The organism is Sulfurospirillum diekertiae (assembly GCF_002309535.1).
GTDB lineage: Bacteria > Campylobacterota > Campylobacteria > Campylobacterales > Sulfurospirillaceae > Sulfurospirillum > Sulfurospirillum diekertiae.
Map to the genome: position 1 here is coordinate 634,540 of NZ_CP023275.1, position 15,726 is coordinate 650,265.

At 39.4% G+C, this 15,726-nt stretch carries 13 protein-coding genes; 11 read left to right on the forward strand and 2 right to left on the reverse strand.

Annotation, left to right across the window (positions count from 1 at the left end; translation table 11 throughout):
* The first annotated feature begins 61 nt into the window (after window positions 1-61).
* From SJPD1_RS03320 to SJPD1_RS03350, 7 genes are all read left to right on the forward strand, one after another.
* On the forward strand, window positions 62-811 hold the full coding sequence (locus tag SJPD1_RS03320) for a sulfite exporter TauE/SafE family protein (protein WP_096045954.1): 750 nt from the start codon (window positions 62-64) through the stop codon (window positions 809-811).
* Window positions 808-3,627: an excinuclease ABC subunit UvrA gene (gene uvrA / locus SJPD1_RS03325; protein WP_096045955.1), complete on the forward strand. Its 2,820-nt coding sequence runs from the start codon at window positions 808-810 to the stop codon at window positions 3,625-3,627. Before SJPD1_RS03320 ends, uvrA begins: the two co-directional genes overlap by 4 nt.
* A 164-nt stretch (window positions 3,628-3,791) precedes the next feature.
* Window positions 3,792-5,075, forward strand: coding sequence for a cation:dicarboxylate symporter family transporter (locus SJPD1_RS03330; RefSeq protein WP_168171376.1), 1,284 nt, complete (start codon window positions 3,792-3,794; stop codon window positions 5,073-5,075).
* A 235-nt stretch (window positions 5,076-5,310) separates the two neighbouring features.
* Window positions 5,311-6,630, forward strand: a complete 1,320-nt coding sequence (locus SJPD1_RS03335; RefSeq protein WP_096047780.1) for a cation:dicarboxylate symporter family transporter — start codon at window positions 5,311-5,313, stop codon at window positions 6,628-6,630.
* Between the two features lie 87 nt (window positions 6,631-6,717).
* On the forward strand, window positions 6,718-7,527 hold the full coding sequence (locus SJPD1_RS03340) for an HDOD domain-containing protein (RefSeq protein ID WP_096045957.1): 810 nt from the start codon (window positions 6,718-6,720) through the stop codon (window positions 7,525-7,527).
* 25 nt (window positions 7,528-7,552) lie between these two features.
* Entirely contained in the window at window positions 7,553-10,210 is a 2,658-nt protein-coding gene (gene polA, locus SJPD1_RS03345) for a DNA polymerase I (RefSeq protein ID WP_096045958.1), read from the forward strand.
* On the forward strand, window positions 10,207-10,749 hold the full coding sequence (locus SJPD1_RS03350; RefSeq protein ID WP_096045959.1) for a manganese efflux pump MntP: 543 nt from the start codon (window positions 10,207-10,209) through the stop codon (window positions 10,747-10,749). The genes polA and SJPD1_RS03350 overlap by 4 nt, the downstream gene beginning before the upstream one ends.
* Here SJPD1_RS03350 and SJPD1_RS03355 read toward each other — a convergent pair.
* Together SJPD1_RS03355 and dnaJ are read right to left on the reverse strand one after the other, a co-directional pair.
* The gene (locus SJPD1_RS03355; protein WP_226372236.1) at window positions 10,746-11,360 is read right to left on the reverse strand and encodes a M48 family metallopeptidase; all 615 of its coding nucleotides are present in this window, start codon (window positions 11,358-11,360) and stop codon (window positions 10,746-10,748) included. The two genes, SJPD1_RS03350 and SJPD1_RS03355, sit on opposite strands and share 4 nt — an antisense overlap.
* Before the next feature lie 3 nt (window positions 11,361-11,363).
* A complete protein-coding gene (gene dnaJ, locus SJPD1_RS03360; protein ID WP_096045960.1) occupies window positions 11,364-12,500 on the reverse strand; it encodes a molecular chaperone DnaJ in 1,137 nt (378 codons plus the stop codon).
* Between the two features lie 150 nt (window positions 12,501-12,650).
* On the opposite strand from dnaJ, the gene SJPD1_RS03365 reads away from it, so the two are divergent.
* The 4 genes from SJPD1_RS03365 (at window position 12,651) to recR (ending at window position 15,724) form a co-directional block, all read left to right on the forward strand.
* Entirely contained in the window at window positions 12,651-13,145 is a 495-nt protein-coding gene (locus SJPD1_RS03365; RefSeq protein WP_096045961.1) for a Spy/CpxP family protein refolding chaperone, read from the forward strand.
* Between the two features lie 97 nt (window positions 13,146-13,242).
* Complete coding sequence (locus SJPD1_RS03370; protein WP_088437236.1) at window positions 13,243-13,914, forward strand: response regulator transcription factor; 672 nt, start codon at window positions 13,243-13,245, stop codon at window positions 13,912-13,914.
* The gene (locus tag SJPD1_RS03375) at window positions 13,911-15,158 is read left to right on the forward strand and encodes an ArsS family sensor histidine kinase (protein WP_096045962.1); all 1,248 of its coding nucleotides are present in this window, start codon (window positions 13,911-13,913) and stop codon (window positions 15,156-15,158) included. The genes SJPD1_RS03370 and SJPD1_RS03375 overlap by 4 nt, the downstream gene beginning before the upstream one ends.
* The gene (gene recR / locus SJPD1_RS03380) at window positions 15,155-15,724 is read left to right on the forward strand and encodes a recombination mediator RecR (RefSeq protein WP_096045963.1); all 570 of its coding nucleotides are present in this window, start codon (window positions 15,155-15,157) and stop codon (window positions 15,722-15,724) included. Before SJPD1_RS03375 ends, recR begins: the two co-directional genes overlap by 4 nt.
* The last annotated feature ends 2 nt before the right edge of the window (window positions 15,725-15,726 follow it).

Genomic DNA, 15,726 nt, shown 5'->3' on the forward strand with positions numbered 1-15,726 from the left:
TAAATCGTTTATTAAGAGCGGTTGAAGTACAATCCAACATCTCAATTTAAAGTTGGCATATATGTTTGTTGGACTTGCATTTTTTGGTGTTTTGGTGGGATTTTCATCTGGTTTTTTTGGCATAGGCGGTGGTACCATTTTAGTGCCAGCATTGATCTATTTTGGCTATGACATTAAAATGGCAATCGGTATTTCTGTGATGCAGATGATTTTTAGTTCAATGTTTGGTTCGTATGTCAATTACAAAGGTGGCGTACTTCAACTGAACAGCGGCATTTTTTTAGGATTTGGTGCTCTCTTTGGTGCGGCACTGAGTGGTTTCATTGTCAATGCGCTGCCCCAGATTGCCCTTTTAATAATGTTTGCCGCTACGCTTTTAATGTCAATTTATAAATTTTTTACAGCGCCTCTTATTCCCAAATGTGAACCTAATGAATCCAAACTCCTCCTTTTTGTGGTGGGTGTGGTCATTGGTGCGATAGCCATTAGTACCGGTACGGGAGGAGCTATTTTTTTGACACCTGTTCTTGTAGGCTTTATGAATTGGGATATTAAAAAAGCGGTTGGAACGACGCTTTTCTTCATTATTTTTGGCTCAATTTCTGGCTTTGTGAGTCTTGCATCGCATGGGTTAGTCGACTATAGTGCAGGAGTTGCCGTGGGTATTGGTTCTTTAATTGGAGTTTATTTTGGGGTGAAGCTGTCCCATAGCGTGGAGAAGAAGGTGCAAAAACGTGCTCTTCTGATCTTGTATGTCATTATGTTTGTATTAACGGTTAATAAAATTTTGAGCGAGATGAATGTCCTATGATAAAAATTTACGGCGCTAGAGAAAATAATCTTAAAAATATCAATTTGGAAATTCCAAAAAATAAGCTTGTGGTTTTTACGGGCTTAAGTGGAAGTGGTAAAAGTACCTTGGCGTTTGATACGCTTTATGCAGAAGGGCAACGCCGCTATATCGAATCGCTTTCGTCGTATGCGAGACAATTTTTGGATCGTGTGGGCAAACCCGATGTCGATAAAATTGAAGGCTTAACGCCTGCGATTGCGATTGATCAAAAAACGACGAGTAAAAACCCACGCTCAACGGTGGGAACGATTACGGAAATCTATGATTACCTGCGCTTGCTTTATGCGCGTGTGGGAAAACAGCACTGTCATTTGTGTGGCAAAGAGATTTCTCAGATGTCAGTGGCGGATATTATCGAGCAGGTGTTAAAACTTCCTCCTGAAACGAAACTTTCCATCTTAGCGCCATTGGTGCGTGAGAAAAAAGGTAGTTTTGCGGATATGATCGAGTCTTTACGTCACAAAGGTTATGTGCGAGCTTTGATTGATGGGGTGATGGTCCGTTTGGATGAAGAAGTCGAGCTTTTAAAAACCAAAAAACATACGATTAAAGTCATTATCGACCGTGTGGTGATTCGAGATGAAAATAGAGACCGAATTGCGACCGACATTGAAAAAGCACTTTTGGAGAGTTATGGTGAAGTGGAACTAGACATCTCTAACGCTGAAGAAGTAGGGCTAACAACATCGCATATTCATTACAGCGAGCATTTGGCGTGTTTTGATTGTAAGATCAGTTTTGAACCCCTCGAACCACTTTCGTTTTCATTTAACTCACCCAAAGGAGCATGTCCAACATGTGATGGTTTGGGCATTCGCTATACGTTGGATCTTAAAAAAATCATCAATGAACATGTGAGCATCGAAGAGGGTGCGATTAAAATCTTTTACGGATTTAACAAAAGTTTTTACGCTAAATTCTTACAAGCTTTTTGTGAGGCTACGGGCATTAATACTAAAATACCATACGAAGAGTTAGAAGAGCACCAACAAAAAGCCATTTTGCACGGTGGGGTGGAAGATGCGACCTTTTTTTGGAAAAAACATAAGCTAATTCGTAAATGGGAAGGTGTCATCAAAATCGCTTACGATATGCTCAAAGATGAAAAAGAGTTGGGTGATTATATGAGCGAAAAGACGTGCGACACGTGTGGTGGGTATCGTCTGAAAAAAGAGAGTTTAGCGGTTCGTTTAGCTAAGAAAAACATCGCCGATATTTTGGAATTCCCCATCGATCAGTGTTTAGCTTTTTTCCAAGACGAGAAAAATTTTGCTTCGATGAAACCACAGCAGAAGATGATTTCGGAGCCTATTTTAAAAGAGATTAAAGAACGCCTCTTCTTCTTGTTTGACGTAGGATTAGGCTACATCAGCCTAGGACGTGATGCCAGAACGATCAGTGGCGGTGAGGCTCAGCGTATTCGTATTGCTTCGCAAATCGGCAGTGGGCTAACAGGTGTCATGTATGTCCTCGATGAACCTAGCATTGGTCTGCATGAACGCGATACGCTTAAACTCATCCGAACGCTTCGCAGTTTGCAGAAAAAAGGCAATTCGGTGATTGTCGTTGAACACGATAAAGAGACGATTAAAACGGCTGATTTCATTGTCGACATAGGACCAGGGGCTGGAAAATTTGGAGGTGAAGTTGTCTTTCAAGGTACCAATGAGGAGCTTTTAAAAAGTAATACGCTCACCGCGCAATACCTTAACGGCACGAAAGTCATTCACTATCGCAAGAACCGCAAGCAAGAGCGTTGGATAGAGCTTAATCATGTTACGATCAACAATATTCAAAACCTTGATGTCAAAATTCCTTTAGGCAATCTTGTCGCCATTACAGGAGTGAGTGGTAGTGGTAAGAGCTCACTCATTCTTCAGACCTTGCTTCCTGTTGCCAAAGAGTATCTTAACCGCGCGAAAAAAGTGAACAAAGTCGCGGGGGTTGAATGCATTGGTCTCGATCAACTCGATAAAGTCATTTATCTGGATCAAAGCCCTATTGGCAGGACTCCACGAAGTAATCCTGCCACATATACAGGCGTGATGGATGAGATTCGTGCACTGTTCGCTAAAACCAAAGAGGCTCAGATAAGAGGCTACAATGTGGGACGATTTTCGTTTAACGTTAAAGGTGGACGTTGTGAAAAGTGCCAAGGTGATGGTGAAATCAAGATTGAGATGCACTTTTTACCCGACATTATGGTCAAGTGTGATGTCTGTAAAGGTCAACGCTACAACGCACAAACATTAGAGATTAAGTATAAAGGGAAGTCTATCTCGGATGTTCTCAATATGAGTGTGGATGAAGCCTATGACTTTTTTAAAGCTATTCCTAAAATTAACCAAAAAATTCAAACACTCTCCGATGTTGGTTTGGGGTATATCACCTTAGGTCAAAATGCGGTGACACTGAGTGGTGGTGAGGCACAACGTATTAAACTAGCCAAAGAGCTGAGCAAGAAGGATACAGGCAATACATTGTATGTTTTGGACGAGCCAACGACAGGTTTACACTTCGCTGATGTGGACAGACTGGTAAAAGTGTTACACCATCTCACAGATATGGGTAACAGTGTATTGGTCATTGAACATAATATGGATGTCATCAAAAATGCAGATTATATGATTGATATGGGACCCGATGGAGGAAGCTACGGAGGGCGTATTATCGCAGTTGGAACGCCTTTTGAAGTTGCACAAGATGCCTCAAAAACAGAAAGTTATACGGGAAAATTTTTAGCACAGGAATTAGCATCAGAGAAGGAATCTTAAAAAATGTTCCCTTTAGTAACGTTTTTTAGTGGAAAAAATATCACAATACCTTTTACATGTAAATCTACATAATATAGACATATCTTTTCATTATAATCGGTTCATCAAAAAAACGAAAAGGATGTTTCGTGGAAAAAACCGTGAATGTGAAGAAAAAAGACTGGATGCACTATACGATAAAAAGCTTGGCCTTTTGGGTTATTTTTGGCATTATCGCAGGTATTGCTCTTGGTATGGTTGATCCTAAACTGGCAACGCAAGCAAAGCCAGGAATTGATTGGTTTATTCAAGCGTTGAAATGGCTTGTCGGACCGATTATCTTCTTAACCATTATTTCAGGTATTGTTGGACTTGAAAGTCTTAAAGAAGTTGGTTCAATTGGATTAAAAGCATTAATCTATTTTGAAATCGTAAGTACCTTTGCGTTGGCAATCGGTGTACTTTTTGGAAATATGTTTGGACCTGGACATGGAATGAACCTTTCCGTTGATTCGCTAGATCCTAAAAGTGTTGCTAAATTTACAAGCACGGGTGACGTTGGGTCTATATGGTCTATCCTCAAGAATGCAGTTCCAAGTGACCCTATTACACCATTTCTGAATGGTAATACACTTCAAGTATTAACGATGGCATTGGTTTTAGCTATTTTGATTTCTGCTTTTGGTGGAAAACATAAAGCTACTATTTTGAAACCACTTGAAAGTGTTCAAAACTTTTTCTTCAAAATCTTAACGATTTTGATGTGGTTAAGCCCTATCGCATCTTTTAGTGCGATGGCATTTTTGATCGGTAAATTTGGTATTGCTTCTTTGATCAATATGGCAAGTTTATTGGGTGTTATGGCTATCTCTGTACTTGCATTTGTTTTTGGAGTCCTTGGTATTATTATGGCAATCTTCAAAATCAATATTTTCAAATTTATGCGCTTTATCGCTAAAGAGGTATTGATTGTATTTGCAACGTCATCCAGTGAATCTGCATTGGCTCCATTGATGCGTCGTCTAGAAGCCGCTGGTGTCAGTCGTGGAACAACAGGTCTTGTTATTCCAACGGGGTATTCATTTAACCTTGATTGTACGAACATCTATCTTTCACTCTCCATTATCTTTATTTCTCAAGCGTTCAATATTCCATTGACCCTTGGTGAAGAGTTAAGCATCATCTTCATTTTGATGGTTACCTCAAAAGGTGCTGTAGGTGTAACAGGTTCTGGTTTTATCGTTCTTGCGGGAACTTTGTCTGCTATGGGTGGCGCAATTCCTGTGGTAACGGTTGCGGTACTTCTTGGTGTTGATAAATTCATGAGCGAAATGAGAGCGGTAGGTAACCTTTGTGGTAATGCGGTTGCTGCTGTTGTTGTTGGTGCTTGGGATAAACAGATCGATATGGATAAATTCAGATACGCATTAGATCATCCAGAGAGTGTTGAAGACACAATTCCTGGTTAATCAATTTTTATACGGTCAATGAGGTGTTACAATTACTTCATTGACCTCTTTTTTTTTAATACAATTTCCCCCCTTTTCTTTAAAAAATCTCATTAAAATCCCTTTTCGTATGCCATAATAAATCATATATCATAAAACACTTTGCAAATCACATCTTAAGTTTTCGTAGAAATTACGCATCGGTTATAGAGCTTAGACTGGTTTTAAAGTATCAAAAGGGTCTTCGTTGAACAGAGTGAGCAAGAAAAAGGGAAGTAAGAAAGATTGGAAGCACTATACCGTTAAAAGTTTGGCTTTTTGGGTGATCGTCGCTATTATCGCAGGTGTGACCTTTGGTGTGATGGATCCAGAGAATGCTATCAAGGCAAAACCTGGAATTGACTGGTTTATTCAAGTTTTGAAATGGCTTGTTGGACCGATTATCTTTTTAACGATTATTACGGGTATTGTTGGGCTTGAAAGCCTTAAAGAAGTTGGCTCCATTGGTATTAAAGCATTTATCTATTTTGAGATAGTGAGTACATTTGCTCTTGCCATTGGTGTTTTATTTGGTAATATTCTCCGCCCAGGGGAGGGAATGAATCTCTCCATTGAATCCTTAGACGCTTCTAGTATTGAAAGTTTTACGCAGGTAAAACAAGAGGTAGGTTCAGCATGGAGCATTCTCAGACATGCCATTCCTAATGATCCCATTTCACCATTTTTACACGGGGATACGCTCCAAGTGCTCACAATGGCACTTTTCTTTGCAATCCTTCTTTCTGCTTTTGGTGGAAAACATAAAATCACGATTTTAAAACCTTTAGAAAAAGCGCAAAACTTCTTCTTTAAAATTTTAACATTGATCATGTGGTCAAGCCCTATTGCAAGCTTTAGTGCTATGGCATTTTTGATTGGTAAGTTTGGACTATCATCACTCCTGGGTATGGCAAATTTATTGGCCGTTATGTTCGTTTCGGTTCTTGCATTTACCTTTGGCGTGCTAGGTGTTATTTTATGGTTTTACAAAATTAATGTTTTCAAATTTATGCGTTACATTGCAAAAGAAGTTTTAATTGTCTTTGCAACCTCTTCAAGTGAAGCTGCACTTGCTCCGCTAATGAGAAGGCTTGAGGCTGCGGGTGTTAGTAGAGGAACAACAGGGCTTGTTATTCCAACAGGTTACTCATTTAACCTTGGTTGTACCAATATTTATCTTGCACTTTCTATTATCTTTCTGTCTCAAGCATTCAATGTGCCTTTGACTTTGAGTGAGCAGATGAGCATCATTCTTATTTTGATGGTGACATCAAAAGGGGCGGTAGGGGTTACGGGTTCAGGCATTATTATCCTTGCGGGAACTTTGTCGGCAATGGGTGGTGCGATCCCTGTCGCAACGGTTGCAGTTTTGCTCGGAGTGGATAAATTTATGAGTGAAATGAGAGCTGTTGGTAACCTTTGTGGTAACGCTGTTGCCACTGTTTTTGTTGGCGTTTGGGACAAGCAGATTGACATGAAAAAATTTAAACATGCATTGGATAACCCTGATAGTATTGATGATGGGATTCCTAGTTAAACCTTTGTTAATCCAATGAGGAGCTCTCCTCATTGGATTTTTACTTAAACCTCGCTATAATCAAACAAATTAATAAAGAGAGCTGACATGCTAGAAGAAATTGCTGAGCGCATCAAAGCACTTCCTCCCCTCCCTAAAAGTTTTCATCAGATGACGCTCATTTGTCAAGACCCAAATGCGAGTTCAGCAGACCTTGCACGGGTCATAGAAGAAGATCCTATGATGGTTGCTAACTTATTGAAAGTCGCTAATTCTCCTTTATATAACTTTAGGCGAGAGATTAAAAGTGTACTACAAGCCGTGAGCCTTTTTGGAATGTCTACTACACGTTCTTTAGTGACGGATATGTCGATTAAAAAATTGTTACAAGTCGATATGGCACCATATGGTGTTACGCCTGAAGAGTTTGCTGCTATCTCAGGATTGCAAAGTGCATTGATGGTTCAGTGGTACAGCAAGATTGATGCAACGAAAGCAGATTTTCTTTTTCTGGCGGCACTTTTGCAAGAGACCGGTAAAATTCTGATTGCCGATGAAATTGTCAAAAATGATGAAATGTATCAATTTCGTTCTGAAATTGAAAATAGTAACAATATCGCTGATGTTGAAAAAATGTTTGTCAGAATGACGAGCAGTGAAGTGGCGGGGCTTATTTTTAAACATTGGAAATTTGAAGATAAAATGGTACACGCGATTGAATACGTTGATGCTCTTGGGGTTGCTCCTTTAGACATTCGCCCTTATGCGGTTGCGCTAAAAGTGGTTAAAACGGCTATCCCCATTAATGCACCACTCAGTGAGCGAAGTATCAACCTTGCTTTGAATATTCTTGAAAAAGAAAAACTTGATAAACAAGCATTTCTTGAGGTTGTGACAAAACTCAAAGAATACTACTAACTTCTTACATGTAAAAGGTATTTCCGTGAAAATTCTTACAATTATTGATACATTTGGTTTCTTTTTTAGGAACTACTATGCGCTTCCACAACTGCGCAATACTCAGGGTTTTCCTACAGGACTTCTCACAGGATTTGCCAATTTTATTTATGCGATTAAGAATGAGCACGATACCGATTATCTACTGTTTGCGCTTGATAGTAAAGGCAAAAATTTTCGTCATACACTAGACCCTAATTACAAAGCCAATCGTCCTGAAGCCCCTGAAGATTTAAGGCGTCAACTTCCTGTAGCTATCTCTTGGATTGAGAAAATGGGCTTTAAATGCTATGCGCAAGAGGGGTATGAGGCGGATGATGTCATCGCATCTGCGGTACGTTTTGCGAAAAGCCATGATATTAAAGTGCGCATTGTCACCCACGATAAAGATTTGTATCAACTCATTGATGATGGCACGGTAGTGATTTACGATCCGATGAAAAAGATGGAGATTGATACAGAAAAATGTTTTGAAAAATTTGGTGTTTATCCTAATAAAATTAATGAATATTTAGCGCTCGTAGGTGATGTTGCCGATAATATTCCCGGTGTAAAAGGCATTGGCCCAAAGGGAGCTAAAAAACTTTTGGATGATTATGGAACAATCGAAAATGTGTATGAAAACCTTGAACGTATAGGAAACCCTCGTGTTCAAGCGATGCTCGAAGAGGGACGTGAAAAAGCCTTTTTAAGCAAACAACTGGTTCGTCTGGATGATTCGCTTAACATCGCTGATAAGTTCGATGCATTTCATTTTCCTTGTGATAATCCTCTCATCAATATAACCGATGAACTTGAAAAGTATGAGCTACGTCATATGCTCTCTCGTGTAAGAAATGAGTCTTTACATGTAAAGTCAAAAGAGGCGCCAAGTAACAGTTTTAATGCAATTTTGCTTGATGATACCAAGATGCTTTTTAACATCATTGAAGGCATCGAAGAAGACGCTATAGTCGCGTTTGATACAGAGACAAATGCATTGGATGCATACAATGCAAAGATCGTTGGATTCTCTTTTGCAACTAATACGCATGAGGCATATTATGTGCCTATCGGACATCACTATTTAGGAGTAGGCGATCAAATTGCATTAGCCGATGCGAAGAGAGCACTGGAAGCACTTTTTACTCACAAAATTGTTGGACAAAATCTCAAATTTGATCTGGCTGTCATTGAAAATAATTTTGGCATTAAAGATGTTGCTATTTATGCGGACACGATGCTTCTTGCGTGGCTTCTTAATCCTGAAACCAATGTCGGTCTTGATACGCTCTCCCTTAGATTTTTTAATCATGCGATGGTTAAGTTCAAAGATGTTGTCCCCAAAGGAGAAAATTTTAGTGCTGTGCCGTTAGAAAAGGCATGTGAATATGCTAGCGAAGATGCGTGGATGACTCTTAGGCTTTTTGAGAAACTCCATGAAGTGCTTGACCCCGAATTGCTTGATCTTGCCAAAGAGGTTGAGTTCCCCTTTATTAAGACACTGATGAAGATGGAAAAAGAGGGGATAAAAATTGATGGTCGTTATTTTGAAGTCCTCTTAAAACGAACAGACCATGCGATCGAAGAACTAAAGGCGGAAATTTTTAGTTTATGCGATGCGACGTTTAATCTTAATTCAACCCAACAACTCGGAGCCGTTCTGTTTGAACAGTTAGGACTTCCAACGGTTAAAAAGACCAAAACAGGTTATAGCACCGATGAAAATGTTTTGAATGAGCTTTTAGACCAACACCCTAGCATTGCCAAAATTTTGGAGTATCGTGAACTTTATAAACTGCGTTCCACGTACATCGAACCACTGCTTAAACTTTCCAAAGAGTCTCCATTGGGACGTGTGCATACTTCGTTTATACAAACAGGCACCGCAACAGGAAGACTCAGCTCTAAAGATCCGAACCTTCAAAACATTCCTGTGAAAACAGAGCTTGGGCGCGAAGTACGCGGTGGTTTTGTGGCAAAAGAGGGCTGTAAACTCATCGGCATTGATTACTCCCAAATTGAGTTAAGACTTTTGGCACATTTTAGCGGTGATGAAGCGATGATTCATGCCTTTCAATCGGGTAAAGATATTCATAAAGAGACAGCTTTAAAACTTTTTGGCGAAGCAGAGGCTGTGGCAAAACGAGGTGTGGCTAAAAGTATTAACTTTGGATTGTTGTATGGAATGGGGCCTAAGCGTCTTTCGGAAACGATTGGGATCTCTACCAAAGAGGCAAAAAGTTATATTGAAAGTTATTTTGCAACCTTTCCAACGATTAAAAAATATCTTTCAGACATAGCAGAGGGTGCTAAAAAAGAGGGATACGTGCAGACACTTTTAGGTCGAAAACGTTTTTTTGACTTTGAACATGCTAACGGTATGCAATATGCGGGTTACCTTCGTGAAGCGGTCAATACCGTTTTTCAAGGAAGTGCTGCTGATCTCATCAAACTATCGATGAATAAAATTATGACTACACTTGTGGACGATGAGGCAAAGTTACTGCTTCAAATTCACGATGAATTGATTTTCGAAGTAAAAGAAGAACGGGCAGAAGCGTTTGCCTTGCAGGCTCAAAAAGTTATGGAAGAGGTTTATCCTCTTCGTGTTCCACTGAAAGTTTCCATTGCCATAGGTAATAATTGGGGAGAACTCAAATGATAGAAGTATTGTTATTAGCATTTGCTCTTAGCATGGATGCTTTTGCTGTTTCCATTGGCCTTGGAGCTAAACAAAATGGTCATACCACCAAAGCACTTGCCCTTAAAGCGGGACTCTTTTTTGGTGTTTTTCAAGCATTAATGCCTTTGCTTGGGTATCTTGGCGGTAAAGGGGTGTTGGGTTTCGTAAGCCAGTATGCCTCGTATATTGCTTTTGGTCTGCTAGCACTTATTGGGGCAAAAATGATCTATGAAGGGGTCAATGAAGGCGTTGGTGAAGAAATATCAAAGATTACCAATAAAATCATGTTAACGCTAGCTATCGCAACGAGCATCGATGCTATGGCTGCAGGCTTTAGCTTAATGCTTTTAGATCTCAATCCTCTGCTTTCATGTGCTATCATTGGTTTAACAACGTTTGTGGTTAGTTTTCTAGGCGTTTATGTAGGAAAGCTCAGTGGTACGTGGTTGGAAAGCAAAGCGGAGATTTTTGGAGGGGTTGTTCTGGTCGCAATTGGGTTTAGAATTTTATTTTTTTAAGAGAGTGTTGGCGAATAGTTTTTAAGAATTTTCTCGCATGTTTTATACTCAGGCATATGTTCGGCTACGCATTGCCAGAAGCTTTTTTGATGGTGTTTGTGCTCAATGTGTGAAAGTTCGTGAATGACGATGTAGGTAATACACTCTAGAGGCAGTTGAGCAAGGCTGAGGTTAAAGCTTAGTTCATTCGTGTGTGAGCAACTTCCCCAACGTTTTTTGGCCTTTCGAAAACTGATTTTCGTGGGTTTAACGCCCATTAAAAAACTCCACTCTTCGACGAGTCTTGTCACCAAAGGGATGGTTTTTTCTTTGTAAAATGCATCAGGTGTCTGCTTTACATGTAAAAGAATAGGCTCGCCCAAATAGAGCACTTTTCCCTCTTCAGTAAAAAGTGATTGTATGGTTGTTCGCTTTTTTGCCGCTTTAACCTTTGTAAAAATCCATGCCGCTTTTTGACTTACTAATTCGTGAATATATTCTTTGGATGTGTAGGGTGTTTTGACAATGACCCCTTTGATTGGGTCTATCATAATGTAAAGATGTTTCAGACGGCGATTAATGATGATAGAGTAGCAAAGCGTTTCGCCTTGGTACTCTATGAGAGGTTGCATCGTTTAATTAAACCAGCTTTTGATTTTGTCGAAGACACTTTCAAATTTGTCGTCTTTGGATTTTTTTTCAACGCCGAATTCTTCTTGCAATTGAATAAGTAGCTCTTTTTGCTCTTTAGTAAGCTTTTTAGGGTAGCGAATAGAAATTTGCGTAATCATGCTGCCTAATTGATGCGTATGGACATTTTTAACACCTTCATGTTTGAAGATAAATTGTTGTTTGTCTTTTGCACCAAGAGGTAATTCAAGCTCTGCTTCGCCTCGGATCGTTGGGATTTTGATGGTTTCACCAAGAGCAACTTGCGTAAAAAATACAGGGACTTCGATGTAAATATCATCGTTATGGCGTACAAAATGCTCATCTTCTTTGACATGCACTAAGATGTAAAGATCGCCTCTTCCTCCGCGCTCGTCAATATTACCTTTGCCCGCCACTCGAATACGGTTGTTATTGTCAATACCCTCAGGAATGTCAATCGTCACTTTGTCTTCGATTTGCGTAAAGCCTTTAGCATTACAGCTTGGGCATGGATTGGTAACAACGCTCCCTTTTCCATTACAATTTGGGCAGGTTTGTGAAAAGGTCATAAAGCCTTGTCGGTAGAAAACCTGACCTTTTCCTTTGCACTCTTTACACGTAGCCTTAGATTTATCTTTGCTTCCCGTTCCATCACACGTGTCACAAGGCTTCTTATAGGCGAAAGTGACCTCTTTTTTAGTACCAAAAATGGCTTCATTAAAGGCAAGTGTTACTTCTGCTTCAAGGTCGAGGTTGTATTTGCGATTTTGTTTTGATCCACCACCACCAAAACCACCACTGCTTCCAAAGCCACCACCAAAGACAGATTCAAAGATGGAACCAAGATCACCCATAATGTCTTCATAACGCATATCGGAGAAATGGCTAAAGCCTTGAGAATCAAGTCCTGATTTACCGTAGCGATCGTACGTAGCACGTTTTTGCTCATCACTTAAGACTTGGTAAGCTTCATTAATCGCTTTAAATTTCTCTTCAGCCTCTTTATCACCCTGATTGCGATCGGGATGGTATTGCAATGCTAATTTGCGATAGGCTTTTTTAATCTCAGTAGCGTCTGCTGTTTTGGTAATTTCCAATATTTCATAATATTCTAGATCCACTATTATCTCTTTACATGTAAGTTTTTGAAGATCAAGATTCTAGCAAAAAGTAGTTTAAAATTTGGTTGTTAAGGTTGATTAACAAACCATTAAAGGCTCATTAATAGCACTCCTGTAAGATTTCATCATAAAACTTTTAAGGAGTACACAATGAAAAAGACAATCTTAACACTCGCAACTTTAGTTGCACTAGGAACGACCAGTGCTTTCGCCTTTGGTGGCGGTAACTGTCAAGGGATGCAATCTGGTATGGGTATGATGCAAGGTGGCGGAATGGGTGGTCAAGGAATGATGATGCAAGGTGGAAGAGGTGGTATGGCAATGATGGAACAACTTAACCTTACCGATGATCAACGCCATAAATTACATGTTTTGCAAAGTGAAATGAAGTTAGAAATGACTAAATTGCAAGATCCAAAAATGAGAACAAAAATGCAAGATCTTATGAGCGGTGATAGCTTCAATAAAAAAGAGTTTATCAAACTTCATACCGAAATGCACGAAAAAATGTTAGCGCTTCAAGCGGATCATATGGAAAAAGTGTTCAATCTTCTCACAAAAGAACAACGTACAGAGCTTAAAACGTTGATGGCTCAAAAACCACAAAGACCAACCCCAGCACAAACACCCGCTACCAGTAAATAAAAGTTCAAATTTTACCTCTATAAGACCTCTTCGGAGGTCTTTCTTTTTAAATATCACTCAAATTCAGTATAATTATAAAAAACTACAAGGCCATAGAATGATTAATGTCTTGATGATAGAAGATGATACCGAATTCGCCGAAATTTTAAGTGAATATCTTGCGAAATACAATATTAAAATTACCAATTTTGAAGATCCTTATTTGGGGTTAAGTGCTGGAGTCAAAAAATATGATTTACTCATTTTGGATTTGACATTGCCTGGGATGGATGGACTTGAGGTTTGCAAAGAGATTGTTGCGCAATATGACATTCCTATCATTATCTCTTCGGCACGCAGCGATATCAGTGATAAAGTCATCGGCCTTCAAATCGGTGCGGATGATTATTTACCAAAACCGTATGATCCTAAAGAGATGTATGCACGCATTCAAAGCTTGATTCGTCGTTATAAAAAAAGCTCAACGTTGGAAGAACAGCAAAGTCATAGTGTTTTCTTGGTCGATGAAAAACGCCATGAAATCTCTTTTAAAGGAGAGGTTCTTAATCTTACTCCCGCAGAATATGAGATACTCTCGTATATGATTCGTCAAAATGGTTTTTCGATCTCGCGTGAGCAGTTAGTATATAACTGTAAATCGCTGAAAGATAAAGGCTCTAAAAGTTTAGATGTCATTATCGGTCGTTTGCGTACTAAAATTGGTGATGATTCTAAAAGCCCTGAGTACATCCACTCCGTACGAGGTATTGGGTACAAGCTTGTCGGATGATTAAAAACTCAATTCTCAACAAGATCAGTGCGATCTTTTTTCTCTCACTTTTTTTACTGGCGATGTTCTTTGCTCTTTTGTTGGAGCATCAAAGCGATAAAAATCTAGAGAATATGAAACAGCGCCAAATTCAATCGGTCAATTATTTGTTAGTCATGTATCGTAACAACGTTCAGCCAAAAGATATTGAAGAGTATTTCAATAATTTTGGACTCAAAAAAGTTGCCAGTAAACATCTGCGTGATTCTGTTCTCGCCAATGGGGTGGTTATTTTCCAAAAACTTTCTCCCATTAGCCGTTTTTCTTCCATTGTGTACAATGACCGTTATTATCTTTTTATTGATAATTTTGAATCTAGTGTTCTTTTAGAGAGCCAAGACTACAAAAATTTTAATGAAAGTTTATGGGTTGTTTTTGTCATTGCGTTGTTGATTTTGCTTTACATGTACGTCTCTATTTTTAAAAGTATTGCACCGCTTAAGACACTCAGTTCGCAAATACGCAAGTTTGCCAGTGGGGATTTAAGCATTGAGTGTCAGAGTGAATCGAATGATGAAATCGGTGAAGTTGCCAATGAGTTTGATCGTGCTGTTAAAAAAATACGCGATCTTATCAATTCCAGACAGCTTTTTTTACGGACGATTATGCATGAGCTCAAAACGCCGATTGGTAAAGGGCGTATTGTTGCTGAAATGCTTGAGGATGCTATCGCTAAAAAACGGTTAGTCGGAGTGTTTGGTAGGCTTGATCTTTTGATTGCCGAATTTTCCAAGATTGAGCAGCTTACATCACAGCGGTATGAACTCAATCTCAAAGAGTATTCGCTTTTACATGTAATCGATCAAGCGATTGATCTTTTGATGCTTGATGACCAAAAAAGAGAAGATCAGGTCCATGTTGAAGGCGATTTTGATTTTAAAGTGACCGTTGACTTTGAGCTTATGGCGTTAGCGATTAAAAACTTGATGGATAACGCGATGAAGCATAGCCTCAATCATCGTGTCTTTGTAAAAAGCAGTGGGCAGAGGCTGATTATTGCGAATGAAGGTGAGCCTCTTAAAATGGCGATTGAAGAGTATTTTCAACCGTTTGTCTCTGGCTCTAAAGCGTGTGGTAGTGGATTGGGGCTTGGACTGTATATTGTCAAAAATATTGTGGAACAACATGGATTGGAAATAGCGTACGCCTATGAAGCAGGCTATCATCACTTTAGCATTGATTTTTCAAAAGGATTTATCGCATGATGAGAGGGTTAGAGAAGTTTAATAAGCTGGTCGATGCCTTTGAAAAACTCCCAACAGTTGGTCGAAAGTCGGCTATTAGATTTGCGTATCATTTGGTTTTAAACGATACCTTTTCTGCGATGAAACTTGCGAATGCCATTGAGAGTGCGATTCAGAGTATTCGAAAATGCGAACAGTGTGGAGCCCTCAGTGAGCATGAAATTTGTGATATTTGCCTTGATGAAAGACGTGATAGTCAAAAGCTCTGCATTGTTGAAAGCGCCAAAGATATTTTTGTGTTAGAGGAGCATAAACTGTTTGATGGGCACTATTTTGTTCTGTGTGATTTGGAAGAAGAGACGCTCAGTAAACTTGAAGCGATGGTCAATGAAGATGTGAAAGAGATGATTTTTGCGCTGACGCCTTCGTTGGCAAGTGACGCGCTTATTTTATTTATCGAGGATAAACTTAAAGCGTATGATCTACATTTTACAAAAATTGCTCAAGGCGTACCAACAGGTGTGCACCTTGAAAATGTTGATATGCTCTCATTATCGAAAGCTTTGGAATCACGTACCAAAATTTAGGC